The organism is Primorskyibacter marinus, from assembly GCF_003313245.1.
Taxonomy (GTDB): domain Bacteria; phylum Pseudomonadota; class Alphaproteobacteria; order Rhodobacterales; family Rhodobacteraceae; genus Primorskyibacter; species Primorskyibacter marinus.
On record NZ_QJSD01000005.1, the window covers coordinates 83,021 to 104,002 of the forward strand.

20 protein-coding genes are annotated in these 20,982 nt (G+C 62.1%); 5 read left to right on the forward strand and 15 right to left on the reverse strand.

Translation table 11 applies throughout. From position 1 onward, the window contains the following. Positions 1–40 precede the first annotated feature (40 nt). The 7 genes from DMZ65_RS09450 to DMZ65_RS09480 all read right to left on the reverse strand — a co-directional run bounded on the left by DMZ65_RS09450 (position 41) and on the right by DMZ65_RS09480 (position 6,443). A complete protein-coding gene (locus DMZ65_RS09450) occupies positions 41–1,375 on the reverse strand; it encodes a glutamine synthetase family protein (RefSeq protein ID WP_116598747.1) in 1,335 nt (444 codons plus the stop codon). A 95-nt stretch (positions 1,376–1,470) separates the two neighbouring features. Continuing rightward, positions 1,471–2,277, reverse strand: a complete 807-nt coding sequence (locus DMZ65_RS09455; RefSeq protein ID WP_116598664.1) for an ABC transporter permease — start codon at positions 2,275–2,277, stop codon at positions 1,471–1,473. A 97-nt stretch (positions 2,278–2,374) separates the two neighbouring features. Then, on the reverse strand, positions 2,375–3,259 hold the full coding sequence (locus DMZ65_RS09460) for an ABC transporter permease (RefSeq protein ID WP_116598665.1): 885 nt from the start codon (positions 3,257–3,259) through the stop codon (positions 2,375–2,377). Between the two features lie 69 nt (positions 3,260–3,328). Further along, positions 3,329–4,060, reverse strand: coding sequence for a transporter substrate-binding domain-containing protein (locus DMZ65_RS09465; protein ID WP_116598666.1), 732 nt, complete (start codon positions 4,058–4,060; stop codon positions 3,329–3,331). 22 nt (positions 4,061–4,082) lie between these two features. Then, positions 4,083–4,859 (reverse strand): ABC transporter ATP-binding protein, encoded by a 777-nt coding sequence (locus DMZ65_RS09470; RefSeq protein ID WP_116598667.1) that lies wholly within the window; start codon positions 4,857–4,859, stop codon positions 4,083–4,085. A gap of 260 nt (positions 4,860–5,119) precedes the next feature. After that, positions 5,120–5,557 (reverse strand): tellurite resistance TerB family protein, encoded by a 438-nt coding sequence (locus tag DMZ65_RS09475; RefSeq protein WP_116598668.1) that lies wholly within the window; start codon positions 5,555–5,557, stop codon positions 5,120–5,122. A 109-nt stretch (positions 5,558–5,666) separates the two neighbouring features. After that, positions 5,667–6,443 (reverse strand): 23S rRNA (adenine(2030)-N(6))-methyltransferase RlmJ, encoded by a 777-nt coding sequence (locus DMZ65_RS09480; RefSeq protein WP_116598669.1) that lies wholly within the window; start codon positions 6,441–6,443, stop codon positions 5,667–5,669. 381 nt (positions 6,444–6,824) lie between these two features. On the opposite strand from DMZ65_RS09480, the gene DMZ65_RS09485 reads away from it, so the two are divergent. After that, positions 6,825–7,745, forward strand: a complete 921-nt coding sequence (locus tag DMZ65_RS09485; RefSeq protein ID WP_157960588.1) for a hypothetical protein — start codon at positions 6,825–6,827, stop codon at positions 7,743–7,745. A 13-nt stretch (positions 7,746–7,758) separates the two neighbouring features. Here DMZ65_RS09485 and pyrG read toward each other — a convergent pair whose 3' ends face one another. The 3 genes from pyrG to DMZ65_RS09500 form a co-directional block, all read right to left on the reverse strand. Next, positions 7,759–9,402, reverse strand: coding sequence for a CTP synthase (gene pyrG / locus DMZ65_RS09490; protein WP_116598671.1), 1,644 nt, complete (start codon positions 9,400–9,402; stop codon positions 7,759–7,761). A 159-nt stretch (positions 9,403–9,561) separates the two neighbouring features. Next, positions 9,562–9,936, reverse strand: a complete 375-nt coding sequence (gene secG, locus DMZ65_RS09495; RefSeq protein WP_116598672.1) for a preprotein translocase subunit SecG — start codon at positions 9,934–9,936, stop codon at positions 9,562–9,564. A 126-nt stretch (positions 9,937–10,062) separates the two neighbouring features. Then, a complete protein-coding gene (locus tag DMZ65_RS09500) occupies positions 10,063–10,581 on the reverse strand; it encodes a DUF6524 family protein (protein ID WP_332871572.1) in 519 nt (172 codons plus the stop codon). A gap of 15 nt (positions 10,582–10,596) precedes the next feature. Between DMZ65_RS09500 and DMZ65_RS09505 the strand changes: the two genes are divergently transcribed. From DMZ65_RS09505 to DMZ65_RS09520, 4 genes are all read left to right on the forward strand, one after another. Then, entirely contained in the window at positions 10,597–11,910 is a 1,314-nt protein-coding gene (locus tag DMZ65_RS09505; protein WP_116598748.1) for an adenylosuccinate synthase, read from the forward strand. Beyond that, complete coding sequence (locus DMZ65_RS09510) at positions 11,910–12,146, forward strand: DUF2842 domain-containing protein (protein ID WP_116598674.1); 237 nt, start codon at positions 11,910–11,912, stop codon at positions 12,144–12,146. The genes DMZ65_RS09505 and DMZ65_RS09510 overlap by 1 nt, the downstream gene beginning before the upstream one ends. A 128-nt stretch (positions 12,147–12,274) precedes the next feature. Beyond that, the gene (locus DMZ65_RS09515; protein WP_116598675.1) at positions 12,275–14,074 is read left to right on the forward strand and encodes an ABC transporter transmembrane domain-containing protein; all 1,800 of its coding nucleotides are present in this window, start codon (positions 12,275–12,277) and stop codon (positions 14,072–14,074) included. A 225-nt stretch (positions 14,075–14,299) separates the two neighbouring features. Next, positions 14,300–16,198, forward strand: coding sequence for an acyl-CoA synthetase (locus DMZ65_RS09520; protein WP_116598676.1), 1,899 nt, complete (start codon positions 14,300–14,302; stop codon positions 16,196–16,198). Positions 16,199–16,315: 117 nt separating this feature from the next. On the opposite strand, the gene DMZ65_RS09525 is transcribed toward DMZ65_RS09520, so the two are convergent. From DMZ65_RS09525 to DMZ65_RS09545, 5 genes are all read right to left on the reverse strand, one after another. Continuing rightward, positions 16,316–17,752: an amidase gene (locus tag DMZ65_RS09525; protein ID WP_116598677.1), complete on the reverse strand. Its 1,437-nt coding sequence runs from the start codon at positions 17,750–17,752 to the stop codon at positions 16,316–16,318. 42 nt (positions 17,753–17,794) lie between these two features. Next, on the reverse strand, positions 17,795–18,079 hold the full coding sequence (locus DMZ65_RS09530) for an ArsR/SmtB family transcription factor (protein WP_116598678.1): 285 nt from the start codon (positions 18,077–18,079) through the stop codon (positions 17,795–17,797). A gap of 108 nt (positions 18,080–18,187) precedes the next feature. After that, positions 18,188–19,420 carry a mandelate racemase/muconate lactonizing enzyme family protein gene (locus tag DMZ65_RS09535; protein ID WP_116598679.1) on the reverse strand — a complete coding sequence of 411 codons (1,233 nt, stop codon included), beginning with the start codon at positions 19,418–19,420 and terminating at the stop codon, positions 18,188–18,190. A 22-nt stretch (positions 19,421–19,442) separates the two neighbouring features. Then, on the reverse strand, positions 19,443–19,763 hold the full coding sequence (locus DMZ65_RS09540) for a hypothetical protein (protein WP_116598680.1): 321 nt from the start codon (positions 19,761–19,763) through the stop codon (positions 19,443–19,445). Beyond that, positions 19,763–20,863, reverse strand: a complete 1,101-nt coding sequence (locus tag DMZ65_RS09545) for a zinc-binding dehydrogenase (RefSeq protein ID WP_116598749.1) — start codon at positions 20,861–20,863, stop codon at positions 19,763–19,765. Before DMZ65_RS09545 ends, DMZ65_RS09540 begins: the two co-directional genes overlap by 1 nt. Positions 20,864–20,982 lie beyond the last annotated feature (119 nt).

The following is a 20,982-nucleotide window of genomic DNA, read 5'->3' on the forward strand; positions in this document are numbered from 1 at the left end:
GATGCGAAGGGCCGTCCACAAGGGGCGGCCCGTCGGCGTGTCACACTGTGTCGAGGTAAATTTCGACCTGTTCGGTCGGGCTAAGCTCAGCCATGTAGTATTTCTCTTGTTTCTTGGTCAGCACGAGATTGCGGATCAGTTCTGGCGAGAAGACGCGCGGGATGAAACTGCTGGCCTCGAACGCCTCGATGGCACTGCCCCAGTCGGACGGGATATGCGGTAGATCCTGCGCATAGGCGTTGCCGGTGATCGGCTCACAGGGTTCGATCTTGTCTTCGATGCCCACCAAGGCGGCACCAAGGATCGCGGTCAGAAGCAGATATGGGTTCACGTCCCCGCCCGCGACGCGATGCTCGATCCGGCGTGCGGCGGATGCGCCGGAAGGAATGCGGATCGCAGATGTGCGGTTTTCATAGGCCCAGCAGATCGCCGAGGGCGCATGGGCACCGGGCACCAGCCGGTCATAGCTGTTGGCATGCGGTGCGAAGATCAGCGCGCTGTCATGCATGCCCGCAAGGCAGCCGCCCACGGCATGCCGCAGCATATCGGTGCCCTTGGGGCCGCCATCGTCGAAAATGTTGTCGCCATTCTCGTCCAGAACCGAAAAATGCGTATGCAGGCCGGAACCCGCGTAATCTTCATAGGGTTTCGCCATGAACGACGCGGCAAAACCGTAGCGGCGGGCCAGCCCTTTGACGAGGATCTTGAACAGCCATGCGTCATCGGCGGCGCGCAGCGCGTCGTCGCAATGCATCAGGTTGATCTCGAACTGGCCCAGCCCGGCCTCGGAAATGGCGGTGTCGGCGGGGATGTCCATGGCCTCGCACCCATCGTAGAGATCGGTGAAGAACGTGTCGAACTGGTCAAGCGCGCGGATCGACAGGGTCTCGGCCGCCTTGCGGCGCTTGCCGGAGCGCGGGCTGATCGGCACTTGCAGGTTGCGGCCGGAATCGTCGATCAGGAAGAACTCCATCTCCATCGCGACAACGGGGGTCAGGCCGAGCTTCTTGTAGCGTTCGACCACGGCGCGCAGCGCATGGCGCGGATCGCCGTCATAGGGTTTGCCACCATCGCGATACATCCAGATCGGCAGCAGCGCGGTCGGTGCTTCCAGCCAGGGCATCGGCATGAAGCCACGCTCTGTCGGCTTCAGGATGCCGTCCTCGTCGCCGCTTTCAAAGACCAGCGGGCTGTCGTCGATATCTTCGCCCCAGATATCAAGGTTCAGGACGGACATCGGAAAGCGCGTACCATCCTCGACCACCTTGTCGGCAAAGCGCGACGGTACGCGTTTGCCACGCGGCTGGCCGTTCAGATCCGCGGCAGCCACGCGAATGGTGCGCACCTCGGGATGTTTGCGCAGGTAGTTCTTCATTGTCAGCTTGGACATTTGGCACCGGTTGATAATATGATCAAATCATCGATAACTGGGCAGGGGCGGGCTTGGCAAGAGGCATGACAGCACAGGCCCTAGCGCAGCAGGTTCGGGCGCACCCTCAGCTTTGGCCGCGCGTCCTGTGGAAGATGCCGGTTGAGGTGCCGGTTGATCAGTCCGAATATCCCCACGATCACCAGCGTCAGCAAAATGAAATACCCGGCAAGAATCGGGTAGGGGATAAACGGGTTGAACGTCTTGTCAGCGAAGTAGCTGGCGTAATACAGGGCATCGCCCTTCTGTTGCAGCGCCGGAAACCCCGAGAAGAAGACAAGCGTCGTGGCATGAAACAGAAAGATCGCCTCGTTGGTATAGGCAGGCCATGCCAGCCGCAGCATCGTGGGCCAGACGATCCGGCGAAACCGTGGCCAGCCGGACATGCCGTAAGCGTCGGCGGCTTCGATATCGCCCTTGGGGACTGACAAAAGCGCGCCGTAGAAGATCTCTCCGCTATAGGCGGCGGTGTTCAGAAACAGCACCACCAACGCGCCCGCCCAGGCAGAGGAAAAGGCGGCGAACATGCCGGTTGCCTGTTTGAGGCTGAGAAACAGGAAGTAGGCGAAGAAGAACTGGATGAACAGCGGGGAACCCCGGAAGATGAAGATGAACCATTCAGACAGTTTGCGCAGGACGCGGTTGTTCGAGGCCTTTCCCATCGCGACGGCGGTTGCCAGGCCAAAGCCCGTAACCAGTGCGCATATGCCGAAATAAATGTTCCAAAGCATCCCTGAGCCGATCAGTGTGACCTGCTGGCACAGCGTAAAACCCTCTCGGGGCAAAAGCCGTTCGCCAATCCCGAGCGAGCGCAAACCGTAATCGGCAATCGTTTCCCAACAACTCATGGCACCGTCCTGCCCCGGACTTGATCCGGGGCCTTGCGGCCGGCAGGGCAGAGGTCCCGGATCAAGTCCGGGACGCGTGTCGCTGTGTCTTTCGCCATCATGTCGCCGCCTTGCGTTGCGCTTCGCCGCCGGTGGTGGCCTGGCCATGAGTGAGCCGGGTCATCAGCCGGGTAAGGACAACCTCTGACACGCGGGTGAACGCAAGATAGAAAATCAGCAGCGCCAGAAAATACCACATGCGCCAGTCGTCATGCGGGTAATCGGTAAAGCGTGGCGTCTTGGCACCGCCCAGTTCGCGCGCCCAGTAGACGATATCCTCGACCCCCAGCAGGAACAGCAGCGGTGTGGCCTTGATCAGCACCATCCACAGGTTCGACAGGCCGGGCAGGGCAAACACCCACATCTGCGGCACAAGGATACGCCAGAACACCTGCCTGCGCGACATGCCGTAAGCCGCGGCGGTTTCCAATTGGGCATGCGGCACAGCCCGCATCGCGCCGAACAGGACATTGCCCGCGAAGGCCCCAAAGACGATGGAAAAGGTCAGCACCGCCAGAAAGAAACCGTAGGTTTCGTGCATCCATTGCGGAGAATTGCCCAAAGGCAGCTTGGCCGCGGCGCAGACGACGAAATCGTTGCCCTGACGGATCGGTTGATCCCAGTCAGCACATTTCACCTTGTGCCGCATCCATTCGAAGGCCTGATCCAGCGCGATCACGAAGAACAGAAAGAACGCGATGTCGGGCACGCCACGCACGATTGCGATATAGGTCTTGCCGATCCAGCGCAGCGGCGCGATGGCGGATCGCGCCGCACCGGCGGCGGCAAATCCAAAGGCCAAGGCCGTGGGGGCCGTGATTGCCAGAAGCAGCAGCACCGTGCCGAACGAGACGTAAAATCCCATATGCTTGCCGGTGGTCAGGTAGCAGGCAAACCACTGCAATCCGTCCAGAGCTGTGGGGTCTGTGCAATAGCTGAAAATGGCAGACCTCCCTGGGCAGGCGGATGGGTGGAGATCAGGGGCAGCCGCAGCCGCCCCCGGATCGGATCATCAGAAGGCGGGCGAATCCTCGCCCAGATATTCAGCGATCATTTTGTTCAGTGTGCCGTCATCCTTCATCGACTGGATAGCGGCATCGAACTTTTCGCGCAGCTCGGGGTCGGACTGACGGAAGGCCATGCCGATGCCGCCGCCCAAAGGAATATCCTCGCCCACGAACACCATCGCGCCACCGGATTCCTCGACCGCAGGGATCAGGAAGTCCTTGTCGGCAAGCCCGGCATCCGCTTCGCCGCTGACCACGGCGGCAACGATTTCATCAGGGTTGGGAAATTCCAGCAAGGTGGCCCCGGTATTGGCGATATGCGCGGCCTGGATCGTGCCGGTCTGGGCCGCGATCACCCCGTTATCAATATCCACATCCGCGGTCGCACCGACATAAGAGGACGGCGATGGCGGCGTGTAGTTCTGGGTGAAAGCGACGACTTCTTCACGTTCCGGCGTGATCGACATGCCGGCGATGATCGCGTCATAGTTGCCGGATACCAGGTTGGGGATGATCGAATCCCAGTCGTTTGTCACCCATTCGCAGGTCAGCTCTGCACGTTTGCACAACTCGTCGCCCAAGACACGTTCGAACCCGTCGACCTCTCCGGCATCGTTGATGAAATTATACGGAGGATAGGCACCTTCCGTACCCAGACGCACAACCGAATGGCTGGCGGCGAAAGCCACTGACGCGCTGAGGGCCAGCGCGGCGGTGCCAAGGATCAGACTTTTCATGAATACACTCCCTTATTGAACTTTATGCCGTCTGCGTGGCGCTGAGAAACCCGCGCAGGCGTTCCGATTTGGGTGCACCGAACAGCCGGTCCGGGGCACCTTCTTCCTCGATCAGGCCCTGATGCAGAAAGACGACGTGATCCGACACATCGGCGGCCAGTTTCATATCATGCGTGACGATCAGCATCGTCCGGCCTTCGCGGGCCAGATCCTTGATGACACGCACCACTTCCTGTTCCAGTTCCGGATCCAGCGCCGAGGTCGGCTCGTCGAAAAGCAGTGCCTCGGGTTCCATGCACAGGGCCCGCGCGATGGCGGCGCGTTGCTGCTGACCCCCCGAAAGCTGTGCCGGATAGGCATTGGCCTTGTCGCCGATCCCAACCTTGGCAAGATAGGCATGCGCGGATTGTTCAACCTCTGCCCGGTCACGGCCCAGCACCGTCACCGGAGCCTCCATCACATTCTGAAGGATGGTCATATGGGACCACAGGTTGAATTGCTGAAACACCATCGACAGGTTGGTCCTGATCCGCAAAACCTGTTTTGCATCGGCAGGCCGCCGCGACAGGCCATCGCCGTGCCATTGCACCGGTTCCCCCTTGAACAGAATCTCGCCCTGCTGGCTGTCCTCAAGCAGATTGCAGCAGCGCAAAAGCGTTGATTTTCCCGATCCGGATGATCCGATCAGCGACACCACACCCCCAACCGGCGCAGAGATGTCTACCCCTTTGAGAACCTCAAGTGACCCGTAGCGCTTGTGCAGGTCGTGGATCTCGATAACGGAACTGGTGTCTGCCAAAGTAAACCCATGCTGATAGCAATCCTACACTGCGTAGCATGGGCTGCTTTTTTGCCTCATTGCAACATTCAAAGTGCCCGGAACACATCGGGAATGCCAAATTGACGACACGGAAGGTCGCTTTGCCGAACCTTCCCAAGGTTGCAGGCGGTCCCAGCGCCGCCGAGCGGCTCCCTTGCATTTCTTCCAGCAGAAACGGTGATAAGGCTGGCCATTTGGCTTGAAGGCGGCGCGCGGGTTAGGCATTCCAAGCTGCGCGATCAGCCTTTTTCCATCCGTTGCCGTGCCAACGCGCTGTCGACATCGCTGACGCCCAGCAGGTTGGACACGAGCCGCAGCAAAGCATCCTCTGCCTCGTCACGTTCGCCATCCGCCAGAACCACCTGCCAAAGCGCCTCAATCACGCCGATGCGGTGGTCGTAGGGCACGGCGTCCTTGATCGCGCGGGTAAAGCGTACCGTGTCGGGGGCTTCGGATTCCAGCGTTTCGGCATCGCGCCGCAGGGCCGTTGCCTCAAACGGCGACAGACCGTAGCGCGCCGCGGCGATACGGTCGATGCGCGAAATCTCGCGGTCGGCATAGTCGCCATCGGACCGGGCCACGCGGACAAGCAGGGCGGTCAGGGCGAGGCGGGCATCACCGTCGTCCAGCGGGGCGGGCTCTGGCTGGGTCAGCCGTTTGAGGAAATCTGCAAACATAGGTGATGATATATGCCGCCAGTCGGGGCGCGCCAAGCCTGATCGTTCCGGGTTTGCGCGAAAGGGCGTTGCTGTTCGGGGTTAGTGTGCGTTGCCAATGTGTTGGATGTCAGAGCGTCGCGAAGAGTTCGCTCAGGCGGGCGGTTTCGCCTTCGATCCGGTAGGGCGGGTTGAGGATGAAGAGGCCGGAGCCGACCATCCGGTGGCCCTGACGGGCGGGCGGAAAGCTGACTTCGTGGCGCAGCGCGTCGGGATGGGCCTTGGTCAATGCGTTCAACATCTTGCGGTGCGGCGCGTCCGAAAGGATCGGATACCACAACATGATGATGCCGACATTCCACTTGCGATGCAGGGCAGCGATCTGCGTGGGGATCAGATCATAATCGGTTTTGACCTCATAGCTGGGGTCGATCAACAACAGGCCGCGGCGCGGGGTAGGGGGACAGATGGATTGCGCCATCTCGAAGCCATCTTGTTGATAACATTTGGCTTTTGGCACGGCATAGTCGAGGGCTGCAAATTCCTGCGGGTGGAGTTCCGCAAGGTGCAAACTGTCCACCGGGCGCAGGATCTGCGAGGCGATCAGAGGCGAGCCGGGATAGCAATTTATCCCATGATCTGAATGGGTTGCGCGGATTGTTTTTGCATATGGATGGGCTGTATCAAACCAGTTCAGGGCGTTTGCACGGGCAATGCCCTGCGCGGCCTCGCCGGTTTTCAGCGCCTCTGCGGCGTCCAGCCGGTAGAGCGCCCGGCCCGCATGGGTTTCCAGATAGGAGAGCGGTTTGTCCTTCTGGATCAACTGGTTAAGCATCCATGCAAGCAGGCTGTGCTTGTGGACATCGGCCAGATTCCCGGCATGATAAATATGTTGGTAAGACAGCATCGGACTGGCTTAGCCCCGCGCGCCTGTCCGCGCAAGAGCGGCCGACGTTTGGGGCCTTTTGTGCGTTTTGTACGCTGAATATGTACAAATGCCCGCCGGCCCGGAAATTGCGTGGTTTGTGCGGCAGAACCGCGCCCGGAATCAAGCGCGCAGCGCACCGGGGTCGCCTTTGTCGCGCTATTGGTTCGAGCGACAATGGCGACGCCTGCCCGTTCCGGCGGGCTGGCGCTTTGGTGAGGTCAGCGTATCGCGTTGAGGGCAGACGGATTTGGCAGGCATAAAATGGTCCGCTTAGCCGTTGGAACGTGACAGACTATTTGTTTCTTTTCTCTGCTATAAAACAGTGATTCGTCAATATTAGCGTCTGACTGGATTTTGATTATGAGAAGATTTGTTCGGATTTACGGAAAACACAAAACAGATAATCGCGGTTGTAGTGGTCACTTAATAGCGGATGAGGACAACGTAGCCGGAGAAATACTTAATAAAAAATACAATGAAACTGGCGGACTTGAAACGGTGTTAGCTAGATTAGCTTCTGAACCAAACTTTATGCCGAAAGAATACATCTTCACAAAATCGATTGAAAATATTGCTCCGTTAAGGTCATTTCATAGATTTATTCATAGAGATTTCATCTCCCTTGATCCAGACGTAATGGGAGTGTTGGAGCCGCAGAACGACACAGTATATTTAAAAAACTCACTTCGACGTTTGGAAATCCTACAATCGGACTGCCTGAACATTTTCCGATATATTTATCCGAGTGAAGAATCTCTCGATGCGTTTGGCGACAAAATATCTCAGTTGTTAATCCTTGCATGTTTGGAGGTTGAAGGTCACTTCAATAATATTCTGCGACACAACGGGTGCAAGTGCGACAAGCCAACTATGTATCATTTCAAAAAGTTGGCGCCAATATTGCCGTTGAGCGGTATTAGCTTGCAAATTCAATCACTTCCTGAGATCGACCTTAGGACTCCGTTTGCTGGCTTTGGTGAGCGGAGCCCTGATTGGTGGCGAGCATATAACAAGTGTAAGCACGATATAATGGATGTACCTGCTGGAAAGCTTCGGCACGCCTTGGATGCTCTGTTTGCTGTTGAAATACTAATTGCTGCTCAGTTCGGAAAACGGGGCGGACAAAGTAGCTTTTCAACTAGGTTTTTCTTCCCAGGCGTTGATGGTGAAACATACATAGATGATCGCAGTGAGGCAGAAATCTTAAGAGGGGATGGCACTGAATCTGAGTATTTTGGCTGGCACCATGTGAATCACCCTGACATCGCGAAAATTAAATGAACTAGAGCATCAATCAAACCAACCGCGACACGTCCTTCGCCGCCCGCACGAAATCCTTGAAGAGGGGGTGCGGGTCGAAGGGCTTGGACTTTAGCTCGGGGTGGAATTGCACGCCGATGAACCACGGGTGGTCGGGCCATTCGATGATCTCGGGCAGCTTGCCGTCGGGGCTCATGCCTGAAAATTTCAGCCCGGCTTTTTCAAGCTGGTCCTTGTACTGGATGTCGACCTCGTAGCGGTGGCGGTGGCGTTCGTCGATGGTGGTCGTGCCGTAGATCTCTGCCACGCGCGACCCTTCGGTCAGCACCGCGTCATAGGCGCCCAGACGCATGGTGCCGCCCTTGTCGTCCGCGACCGAGCGGTTGACGCGCTCATTGCCCTGCACCCATTCCTTGAGGTGATAGACGACGGGCTCGAACCGTTTCTTGCCGGCCTCGTGGTCAAATTCCTCTGACCCGGCGGTGGTGAGGCCCGCGACGTTGCGGGCGGCCTCGATCACGGCCATCTGCATGCCCAGACAGATGCCCAGATAGGGCACCTTGTGTTCGCGGGCATATTGCGCGGCCTTGATCTTGCCTTCGGTGCCACGCTCGCCAAAGCCGCCGGGCACTAGAATCGCGTGGAAGCCTTCGAGATAGGGGCCGGCATCCTCGCGGTCGAAAATCTCGGCATCGACCCATTTGATATTGACCTTGACGCGGTTGGCCATGCCGCCATGGGTCAGCGCCTCGGCGATGGATTTATAGGCGTCCTCAAGCTGGGTGTATTTGCCGACGATGGCGACGTTGACCTCGCCTTCGGGGTTGTAGATCCGGTCGGCCACATCGTCCCAGCGGCTAAGGTTGGGGCGGGGGGCGGGGGTGATCTGGAAGGCATCGAGCACGGCCTGATCCAGACCTTCGCGGTGATAGGCCAGCGGTGCCTCGTAAATGGATTTGAGATCCTGCGCGGCGATCACGGCATCGGAGCGGACATTGCAGAACAGCGCCAGTTTTTCGCGTTCCTTGACGGGGATCGGCCCTTCGGAGCGGCAGACAAGGATGTCCGGGGCAAGCCCGATGGAGCGCAATTCCTTGACCGAATGCTGCGTCGGCTTGGTCTTCAACTCGCCCGCCGCCTTCATCCAGGGCAGCAGCGTCAGGTGCATGAAGATGCACTGGCCGCGCGGCTTGTCCTGGGAAAACTGGCGGATCGCCTCGAAAAAGGGCAGGCCCTCGATGTCGCCGACGGTGCCGCCGATCTCGCAGAGCATGAAATCGACCTCATCCTCGCCGGTCGAGATGAAATCCTTGATCTCGTTGGTGACGTGGGGGATGACCTGAATGGTCTTGCCCAGATAATCGCCGCGCCGCTCTTTTTCCAGCACGTTGGTGTAGATCCGGCCCGAAGAGATGGAATCGGTCTTGCGGGCGGGAACACCGGTGAAGCGTTCGTAATGGCCAAGGTCGAGGTCGGTTTCCGCGCCATCATCGGTGACGAACACCTCGCCATGTTCAAACGGCGACATGGTGCCGGGATCGACGTTGAGATAGGGGTCAAGCTTGCGCAGACGCACGGAAAATCCGCGGGCTTGCAGCAGCGCGCCAAGGGCGGCCGAGGCCAGCCCCTTGCCAAGCGAGGAGACAACGCCGCCGGTGATGAAGATGAAGCGTGCCATGGACCGTGAACCCCGTGATTTATTGCATTTCAGGTGCCCACGGCAGCAGAAATCTGCCGCAGCATCACGGGACTTTATACTACAAGGATTCGTATGCGCTTGGCAATGGATACCGCAAGATGCTGTTGCGGTATCCTCTCCTTACTCAACCGATTGTGGTTAGTCGGCGCGAGGGGTCAGCGGGGCGTCATCCTCTGCCCCTGGCGGCAGAAGCGTGTCCAGATCGCCAAGGCCCGGCACTGTGGTATCCTCTGCGCCATCCGCCGGGGCAGAGGATCCGCCCAGACGGTCGATCACCGACGCCCCTGCGGATTTCTCGGCCGCGATCACGGTCAGCGTGATCGACGTGATGATGAAGGCGATTGCGAGGATCCAGGTCACCTTGCCCATCGCCGTGGCCGCGGCACGGCCCGACATGGCACCGCCGCCGCCACCGCCCATGCCAAGCCCGCCCCCTTCGGAGCGTTGCAAAAGCACGACCCCGATCAGCGACAGCGCCAGGAGGAGGTGAATGATGAGGACGACGTTTTCCATGGGCGGGATGACCTGTTCTCTTGTTCCGGTGGTATCTATGCAAATCCGCGCGCTGCCGCAACCCGCCTTCTGCGCCGCGATGCGAGGTTGCAGGGTGACATATTGGCCGGGTGCGCCGGAACTGCCTCAATCCTCGACATCGTCCACATCTGCCTGACCTGACAGCTTGCGGCGCACGAGGCTCCAGCTAAGACCGATGCCCAGAACGAAGGACAGCGCCAGAAGGCCAAGCCAGACGGTGAAATCGCGGTTCGACAGGTCCAGGATGCCGTAATCATACAGCACCCAGAACAGCGCCGCGACAAGGGCCAGCACCAGCGTCATGCCCAAGCCGCCGATGGATCGCAACGTGGCGCGCAGGTAGATGATGTAGCCGACCAGCAGGGTCAGCCCCAGCAGCACCACCAGTGGCAGTTGCGCGTCAAATTCGGCGCGGGCCCAGCGGACATAATTCCACGGCGTCGGGTTGAAGGTCGCGGCCAGCAGCGCAAAAGCGGCGGCCCAGCGTATGACAAAACCCATCCTGTGTCCTTCGGTTACAGCACCTGACTGCGTGTCGTGCCGATCCGCCGCGCCCTGGGGCGCAAATTCACGGTTCCCCTCGGCGGCGGCAATGGCTATATCGGCGCGGGTTTGAAATCTCAATCGGAAGGGTTCAGCATGGCCAATGTAGTCGTCGTCGGTGCGCAATGGGGGGACGAGGGCAAGGGCAAGATCGTCGACTGGCTGTCAGAGCGGGCGGATGTGATCGCGCGCTTTCAGGGCGGCCACAATGCCGGCCACACGCTGGTGATCGACGGGACTGTCTACAAGCTGCATGCGCTGCCGTCGGGCGTGGTGCGCGGCGGCAAGCTGAGCGTGATCGGCAATGGCGTGGTGCTGGATCCCTGGCATCTGGTCGCCGAGATCGAAAAGATCCGCGAGCAGGGCGTGGAAATTACCCCCGAAACGCTGATGATTGCCGAGAACACGCCGCTGATCCTGCCGATCCACGGAGAGTTGGACCGCGCCCGCGAAGAGGCCGCCAGCAAGGGCACCAAGATCGGCACCACCGGGCGGGGCATCGGCCCGGCCTATGAGGACAAGGTCGGGCGCCGGTCTGTCCGGGTGGCGGATCTGGCCGATGCGGCGACGCTGGAGGCGCGGGTGGACCGCGCGTTGCAGCATCACGATCCGCTGCGCAAGGGCTTGGGCATCGCGGCGGTGGACCGCGACGCGCTGGTTGCACAACTGCGCGAGATCGCGCCGAAGATCCTGCAATATGCCGCCCCGGTCTGGAAGGTGCTGAACGACAAGCGCAAGGCCGGCAAACGCATCCTGTTCGAAGGCGCGCAGGGCGCGTTGCTGGATATTGATTTCGGCACCTATCCGTTTGTGACCTCGTCCAACGTGATTGCAGGTCAGGCCGCCACGGGTGTTGGCGTCGGACCGGGTGCGATTGATTATGTGCTGGGCATCGTCAAGGCCTATACCACGCGGGTGGGTGAAGGCCCGTTCCCGTCCGAATTGCTGAACGCCGATGGCACGCCGGATGCCGATGGCCAGCGTCTGGGCGAGCGCGGCCACGAATTTGGCACCACCACCGGCCGTCAGCGGCGCTGTGGCTGGTTTGACGCGGCGCTTGTGCGCCAGACCTGCGCGACCTCGGGGGTCAAGGGCATCGCGCTGACCAAGCTGGACGTGCTGGACGGGTTCGAGACGCTGAAAATCTGCACCGGCTATGAACTGGATGGCACGGTTCTGGACTATCTGCCCACCGCTGCCGACCAGCAGGCGCGCTGCAAGCCGATATACGAAGAAGTGCCGGGCTGGTCCGAATCGACCGAGGGCGCGCGCAGCTGGGCGGAGCTGCCCGCCAATGCGATCAAATATGTCCGCCGAGTCGAAGAGCTGATCGATTGCCCGGTGGCGATGCTGTCCACCTCGCCGGAGCGTGAGGATTCGATCCTTGTCACCGACCCGTTTGCCGACTGATGGCGCTGTCCTACAAAGCGCGCAGGCGGTGGTCGCTGGTGGTTCTGCTGATCGGTTTGCCACTCTATATCGTCGTGGCGGTGACGCTGGTGAATATGCTCGACCGGCCTTCGGCGCTGGTCGAGCTGGCGATCTATGTCGTGTTGGGCGTGATCTGGATGGTGCCTTTGCGCTTTGTCTTTCTGGGCGTCGGGCAGGCTGACCCAGACAAACAGGACCGCGACGACAAGGGGTGACGCCGTGATGTTCGGGGCGGTTCTGCCCCGATTGCCCGCGATGCGGGCGGTGCCGCGTGACAATGCGGCACTTGACCCTGCCGGACCGGGCGGCAAGAAAGCCCGCAACATTGCCCTAAGGAGACCCCATGGCCAGAGCCCCCGTTCTTGCCCCAGGAGAGGCCGAACGCAAGAAGTCCAAGCGGCTTGGCGTGCTGTCCCGGCTGTGGCCGTTCCTTTCGCCGTACAAACTGCTGCTGGTGGCGGCAGTGCTGGCGCTGATCCTGACCTCTGCGGTGTCGCTGACCCTGCCGATGGCGGTGCGCCGCGTGGTGGACAATTTCAACGCCGAGGATGGCGCGCTGCTGGATCTGTATTTCGGCGCGGCGCTGGGGATTGCCGCGCTTCTGGCTGTGGGGACCGCGCTGCGCTATGCGTTGGTGACGCGGCTGGGCGAACGGGTTGTCGCGGATATTCGCAAGGCCGTCTTTGATCGCGTGATCGGCATGAGCCCTGCGTTTTTCGAGAAGGTGATGACCGGCGAGGTTCTCAGCCGGATCACCACCGACACCACGCTGATCCTGTCGGTGATCGGCTCGTCGATCTCGATCGCGCTGCGCAATGCGTTGATCTTTGCGGGCGGGATGGTGCTGATGCTGTTCACCTCGCCCAAGCTGACCGGGCTGGTGTTGCTGATCGTGCCGCTGGTGGTGGTGCCGATCCTGACCTTGGGCCGCAAGATGCGCAAGCTCAGCCGCGAGAATCAGGACTGGATCGCGGCCTCGTCCGGCAATGCGTCAGAGGCGCTGTTGTCGGTCCAGACGGTGCAGGCGTTCACGCATGAGGACATCAACCGCGCCGCCTTTGCCGAGGTGACGGAGAAAAGTTTCGACGCGGCGCGCAAGCGGATCTTCACCCGCGCGCAGATGACGATGATCGTGATTTTCCTGGTGTTCAGCGGTGTTGTCGGCGTGCTGTGGATCGGGGCCTGGGACGTGCGCGCAGGCGAGATGAGCGCCGGCGCGCTGGTGCAGTTCGTGATCTATTCGGTGATGGTAGCCGGCTCTGTCGCCGCCCTGTCCGAGATTTTCGGCGAATTGCAGCGCGCGGCGGGCGCGACGGAACGGCTGGTCGAATTGCTGGAGACCGAGGACAGCGTCAACGACCCCGCCAGCCCGGTGCAGATGCCCGCGAAACTGCGCGGCGAGATCCGGTTCGAGGATGTGCATTTCAACTATCCCGCACGGCCCGATACGCGGGCGCTGGAAGGCGTTGATCTGACGATCAATCCGGGCGAGACGGTGGCGCTGGTCGGACCGTCCGGGGCGGGCAAGACGACCGTCATCCAGTTGATCCAGCGCTTCTACGATCCCGATAGCGGGCAGGTCACGCTGGACGGGATTGATCTGGCGGCCACGCGGCGCGACGATTTCCGCCGCTCCATCGCGCTGGTCTCGCAGGATCCGGTGATCTTTGCCGCCTCGGCGCGCGACAATATCCGCTTTGGCCGGCCCGATGCCAGCGACGCGGAAATCGAAGAGGCCGCCCGCATCGCCGCCGCCGATGAGTTCATCACCGCGCTGCCGGATGGCTATGACACCTATCTTGGCGAACGCGGCGTGATGCTGTCGGGCGGGCAGAAGCAACGGATCGCCATCGCGCGGGCCTTGCTGCGCGATGCACCGGTGCTGCTGCTGGACGAGGCGACAAGCGCGCTGGATGCCGAAAGCGAACGTCTGGTGCAGGCCGCGGTTGACAAGCTGGCGCGCGGGCGCACGACGATCATCGTCGCGCACCGGCTGGCCACGGTGAAGAAGGCCGACCGGATCATCGTGATGGATCATGGCCGGATCGTTGCCTCTGGCCCACATGACGCGCTGGTGGCGCAGGGCGGTCTGTATGCGCGGCTGGCCCGGCTTCAGTTCACCGATGGGGTGGCCGCGGAATAGGCGCTGGGCGCGGTTTGCGTGATTGCCTTGGGCGACGCGCAGTACCTGTGCCCGGTTGCGCCGTGCCGATGACGGGCAAGGGTGACTGAGAATATTCAAGGCATGGCTGTTTGGACGTTGCGTCAGTCCGCAAGTTTCCGCAGCGTCTTGGGTGATGTGGCAGGCTTGCGTGAGGCGATGCTTGTCCTGCAAGGTGGGGCGGGGACGCGACTGGGAGGAGCACTAATGAGTTTTGCATCCATGGCGGATCGGAATGCCATCGAGGACGAAATGTCCTGGGAAGACCGGGATCTGCCCAAGACCATATTCGGACTGCTCGACCGGACCGCGACGGCCTTTCCGGACCGACCCGCCGTCAGCTATCAGCTGACCTCTGGCCCGGCCGACAAGGCGGAAACGCTAAGCTGGGCGCTGCTGCGCGAACAGGTGGTGCAGGCGGCCAATCTTTTCCGTTCGCTCGGGATCGGTGAAAACGATGTGGTGGCCTATGTGCTGCCCAATTGCACCGAAACCATCGTGACGCTGTTGGGCGGCATGATTGCGGGCATTGCCAATCCGATCAATCCCTTGCTGGAACCGGAACAGATTGGCGCGATCCTGCGCGAGACGGATGCCAAGGTCGTGGTCACGCTGCGCGCCTTTCCCAAGACCGACCTGGCGCAGAAGATGGCAGAGGCTGTCCGTCACGCCCCGCATGTACATACGGTGCTTGAGGTTGACCTCAACCGCTATCTGACACCGCCGAAGTCGTGGATCGTGCCGCTGATTCGCCCGAAAGCTACCAGCGATCACAAGGCCAGCGTCAAATCCTTTCACAAGGAAATCGCCCGCCAGAACCGCAAGCTTGATTTTGCAGACAGCGAGGGCGACCGGGTGGGTGCCTATTTCCACACCGGCGGCACCACCGGAATGCCCAAGGTCGCGCAGCACCAGTATTCGGGGATGATCTACAATGGCTGGCTGGGACATCGCCTGCTGTTTACCGAACAGGACAACATCATGTGTCCGCTGCCGCTGTTTCATGTCTTTGCCTGCCATGTGATATTGATGGCCTCGCTGGCCTCTGGCGCGCATGTGGTGTTCCCCACCCCGCAGGGGTATCGCGGCGAAGGTGTGTTCGACAATTTCTGGAAGCTGATAGAACGCTGGCAGATCAGTTTCATCATCACCGTGCCAACGGCGCTTTCGGCGCTGATGCAGCGGCCCGTGGATGCTGATGTATCTTCGGTCAAGACCGCGTTTTCCGGCTCTGCCCCGCTGCCTTTGGAACTGTTCCGGCGATTCGAGGAAGCCTCTGGCGTGACCATCGTCGAGGGCTACGGGTTGACCGAGGCGACCTGTCTTGTGTCCTGCAACCCGCCCGAAGGGGCCAAGAAGGTCGGATCGGTCGGGATTCCGTTCCCGCATACCGAGGTTCGTATCCTCAAATCCGGGCCGGACGGGCAGATGCAATGCGAGGTGGACGAGGTGGGCGAGATCTGCATCGCCAATCCGGGCGTCTTCGCGGGCAGCACCTATACCGAAGAGGTGAAGAACAAGGATCTGTTCTATCACGACCGGTTCCTGCGCTCCGGCGATCTGGGGCGGATCGACGCGGATGGGTATCTGTGGATCACCGGACGGGCCAAGGATCTGATCATTCGCGGCGGGCACAATATCGACCCGGCCGAGATTGAAGAGGCGCTGCTGTCGCATCCCGCCGTGGCCTTTGCCGGGGCGATCGGTCAGCCGGATGCGCGCGCGGGCGAACTGCCTTGCGCCTTTGTCGAACTGGTCGGCGGGAGCGAGGTCACAGAGGACGACCTGATCGCGCATTGCAAGACGCATGTCCACGAACGCGCGGCATGGCCCAAGCATATGACGATATTGCCGGAACTGCCCAAGACCGCCGTTGGCAAGGTGTTCAAGCCCGATCTGCGCAAGATGGCGATCACGCGGGTGTATAACGCGGCGCTGGAAGAGGCGGGGGTCGCGGCGCGCGTGGTGTCCGTCATCGACGACAAGAAACGCGGGCTGGTCGCCCAACTGGAGGCGAACGGCACAGACGCGGCGTCGGTTGGCGATGTGCTGGGCAATTTCACGCGGCCATGGGAATGGGCGCGGGAAGAAGAGTCCGCCTCTTGATCCGTCAGGCCGTCACAGGCCGGAGGCCGCGCAAAATGGTCCCGATGCCGACGGGGGTTTGCGCGGGGCGCTTGTGAGGGTGTCAGGTCGCGCGGCGATTTTGCCCGTCAGGAACTGTCAGCGGCCGGCAGGGCTGCTGCGGGTGATCGGGTCGATCGGTGTCGTCGGCAGCGCCAGCGCGGTTTCGATATGCTGGGCGACCTGCAAAAGCCGGGCTTCGCCGCGCGGGCGTCCGATCAGTTGCAGCCCCACCGGCAGCCCGTCGGGTGTGAAGCCTGCCGGCAGGGACATGCTGGGCAGGGTTGTCGTGGTGGCGAGGAAGGAAAAGCGCAGCCAGTCGATGTAATCCCCGGTCGGGACGCCTGCGACGCTGCGCGGAAACTCCTCTTCCACCGGGCCCGGGCCGATGCCGGTCACGGGGCAGGCCAGCACGTCGAAATCGGCCAGGAATCGCCGCATTCGGTCATAGAGGGCAGAGCGGCTTAGCTGTGCGTTCACGATGTCCTCGGCGCAAAGCGCGCGGCCTTCGGCGATGTTCTGTGCCAGCGTCGGCTTGTAGAACTCTTGCACGAAATCCGGCGCGCGGCCCGGAAGTGCTGCCCAGTAAAAGGCGCGCAACGCGCGGTAGGTCTTTTCCAGATCGGGCAGGGCGGGGCAGGCGTCCTCGACGGTGCAATCGGGGCCTTGCGCCTGCGTCATGGCGTCCGAGAGCACTTGCGCGATGACGGGTTCCACCGGGGCAAAGCCGCCCAGATCGGGGGCAAAGGCGATGCGGATCGGGCCGGGATGTTGCGCGGCTGCCTGCGCATAGGGTGTCGCAGGCGCGGGCATGGATAGCGGCCAGACCGGATCATACCCGGCCATCGCGTCCAGAAACAGCGCACAATCGGCCACGTTGCGCGCCATCGGACCTTGCAGCCCTTCATTGGCAAAGCCCATCGCCGCAGAGCCACCGCCCGCCACGCCCGGCGAAGGACGAAAGCCCACCACGCCGCAAAAGCTGGCGGGGGTGCGCAGGCTGCCCGCAAGGTCGGACCCGTGGCTGAGCCAGACCTCGCCCGTGGCCAGCGACACGGCGGCCCCGCCCGACGAGCCACCCGCATTGCGCGCCGTATCCCACGGATTGCGGGTCATGCCGAAAACCGCGTTGAACGTGTTGCCGCCGGCACCCATCTCGGGCGTGTTGGTCTTGCCCATCACGATGGCGCCGCGCTCTTCCAGACGCAGCACCAGCGGATCGGAGGCCAGCGGGTAATTGCGTTTCAACGCTTTTGTGCCCATCGTGGTCAAAACGCCCGCGACCGGGGTCAGATCCTTGATGCCGATGGGCAATCCGCCCAGATCGGTGCCTGCTGTCTTCCGCGCGGCCTCGCGCGCGCGGTCGGCGCAGACCGTGACGGTGGCGTTGACCGACGGTTCCACCTGCGCGATGCGCGTCAGGCTGGCCTCGACCAGTTCTGTTGCCGAAACCTCGCCCCTGCGGAGCAGCCCGACCGCTTCGGTGGCGGACAGCGTGCAAAGCTCGGGGCCGCTGAAACTTGTATCGGGACGCATGGCGGCTCCTGCAAGATGATTGGGGGCGGTGTCGTCGCGCAGCTAGTCTTGCTGGCAGAACAGGTCGTGAAGCAGGCCGATGACGCGGCGCGTGTCGGTGTTGGCGAGACTGTAATAGATTGTCTTGCCCTCGCGCCTTGTGCTGACCAGATCCTCTTCGCGCAGGCGGGCCAGCATCTGGCTGACCGCCGCCTGACGCATGTCCAGCAAGGTTTCCAGCTCTCTCACGGATTTTTCGCCGGGGCCAAGATGGCACAGGATCATCAACCGGCCCTCATGCGCCAGCGTCTTGAGATAGGCGGCGGCACGGCTGGCACTTTGCGCCATCTCCTGAGGTGGTGCGATTGGGTCTGCGACGCTCAATTCAACGGTTCCCGGACTGCTGTTCACTCTTGTTTAACATGCGGCATGGGACGGGTGAATTTCAAGCCTTCGTCAATCCGCGGGCGGCGGCGCACCGCCCTGAAAGGCGTTCTGACCGTGATAGTCGCAAGGGGCCTCTTGCATCTGGAGATGCAGATCGGTGCCGGTATAGGGATGCGCGCGGGCCAGATCCTCGTCCACGTCGATGCCAAGGCCGGGGCCTTGCGGGGCGGCGACAAAGCCGTTCTCGACCCGGATCGCCCCACGGATCAGCGCGTCATGGAACGGGGTTTCGATGGTTTCGGCCATCAGCAGGTTGGGGATGGTGGCGGCAAGATGCAGGTTCGCCGCCCATTCCACCGGGCCTGCATAGAGATGCGGGGCGATCTCGGCGTTGAAGCCTTCGGCCATGGCGGCGATCTTGCGCGTCTCCCAGATGCCACCGGCACGGCCCAGGGCGGGTTGCAGGATGCGCACGCCGCCCAGACGCAGAAGCGCGGCAAACTCGGCCTTGGTGGTCAGGCGCTCGCCGGTGGAGAGCGGGATGCGCACGGCGCGGGCGATCTCGGCAAATTCGGTCAGGTTGTCGGGCGGGATCGGTTCTTCGAACCACAGGGGCGCATAGGGTTCCAGCGCCTGTCCCAGCCGGATCGCGCCTGCGGTGGTGAATTGCCCATGCGTGCCGAACAGCAGATCTGCGCGGTCGCCAACGGCGGCGCGGATCGCCTTGCAGAAGGCCACGGATCGGGTGATGTCGCGCATCGCGGGCTGGTGGCCGCCGCGGATCGTGTAGGGGCCGGCGGGGTCGAATTTCACCGCCGTATAGCCACGCTCAAGGCAATCGAGCGCCGATTCGGCGGCCATGTCGGGCGAGGTCCAGAAATCGGCCATGCGGTGCTGTGGCAGGGGGTAGAGGTAGGTATAGGCGCGGATGCGGTCGTTCATCAGCCCGCCCAGAAGCGCCCAGACCGGTCGGTCGCGTGCCTTGCCGAGGATGTCCCAGCAGGCGATCTCCAGCCCCGAAAAGGCGCCCATGACGGTGAGATCGGGGCGTTGGGTGAAGCCCGACGAATAGGCGCGGCGGAACATGCGTTCGACGTTTTCGGGGTTCTCGCCGGCCATGTGGCGCGCGAACACATCCGCGATGACGGCGCGCATCGCGTCCGGTCCGACAGAGGCGGCATAGCATTCGCCCCAGCCGGTGATCCCACAGGCGGTGGTCAGCTTCACGAGGATCCAGTAGCGCCCGCCCCAGCCGGGTGCCGGGGGCGCGGTCACGATGATGTCGAGTGTATCAAGACGCATGGCCGATCCTTTTGTCGCGTGGTCAGAGCCCGGCCCTGTCCATGAAATCACGCAGCGCGCCGTTTATCATGCGGATCGCCGCGGGCGGGCCGAAAAACGACAGGTCAGGGGCGTCTTGATCGTCCATGAACACCTCAAGCGTGATCCGGCTGTCTGTTCCATTCGCACCGATGGTCAGGATCCATTGCCGGGTCGCCCCAACCGTCAGCCCGGCGATTTGTGTGGCGATGGACGCCAAGTCATCCGGGTCGACGGTCAGGTCGGGATGTGCCGCCAGATCGCTGAAAAAGGGCGCGACGTTGTCCAGATCGAAATTGGCCGATGCTTCGGCGGGGGGCGTCATTAGGCGCGCCTTTCGGGTTGAAACAGGATCACATTGCGCCGCGCACCGCCGGTTTTGGTGTCGGCGATGGCTTCGTTGATCTGGTCAAGGGGCCAGCGGGCCGAGATAAGCTCGTCAAGTTTCAGGCGGCCCTGCTGGTAGAGGTCGACCATCCAGGGAATATCGCGCGAGATCACCACGTCGCCCATTTTCGACCCGATCATGCCCTGGCCCATGAAAGCAGACACGACAGGTTCATAGCTGGCCTGTGCGCCCGAAGGCGGCATACCGACCATGACCACCCGGCCCCCCGCTGCGAGGTAAAGCGGCGCGCTGTCATAGGCCGGGATCGCGCCCACGGTGACAATCACGGCGTCGGCACCGCGTCCCGTGGCCTTGCGCAAGGCTTTCCACGGCTTCTCGGATGTCGCAAGCAGCCCGTCCGTGGCACCAAAATCGCGGGCGATGGCCAGTTTCTCTTCGGTCATGTCGACGGCGGTGATGCGGCGGGCCCCTGCGATACGGGCCCCCTGAATGGCGTTGAGCCCGACGCCGCCCGCGCCGATCACCACGACGTCCTGCCCGGCGCGCAGCCCCGCCGCGTTGACCACGGCGCCGACGCCGGTGATGACCCCGCAGGACAGGAGGCTCGCCGCATCCATCGCCATGCCTTCGGGCAGTTTCGCGATCTGGCTGGTGTCGATGACCACGCGTTCGGCAAAAGCGCCGCAATTCATCGCCTGCACCACCTCTGCGCCGTCGGGTGCGGTCAGCGGGGAACCGTGCGGGCCGGTCTGGTCCTCGCAGATCGTCGGGCGGCCGGTGGCGCAGTTGGGGCAGGTGCCACAGCTGCGGATCAGGGTGACGACCACGGGATCGCCGAGGGCAAACCCGGTGACGCCTGTGCCAACCGCGCTGATCCGGCCCGCCGCCTCGTGGCCGTAAACAGCGGGCAGCGTACCGCCCCACGCGCCCTCGGCATAGGAAATGTCGGAATGGCAGATCGCCACCGCCTCCAGCGTGACTTCGGCCTCGCCCGTCAGGGGCGCGCGCAGGTCAAGCTCTTCGATGGTGAGCGGTGCGCCGAATGCGCGGCAGATGGCGGCCTTGATGCGTGGCATATGTTCTCCGGGCGTCACGGTCTCGGCAGAACGGTTGCGCGGAACCTGCCAGAACGCAAGGAGAAATTCCGACATGCGTCACAGGTTCCGGACGTCGCGCGGGCAGCAAGACACCTGCC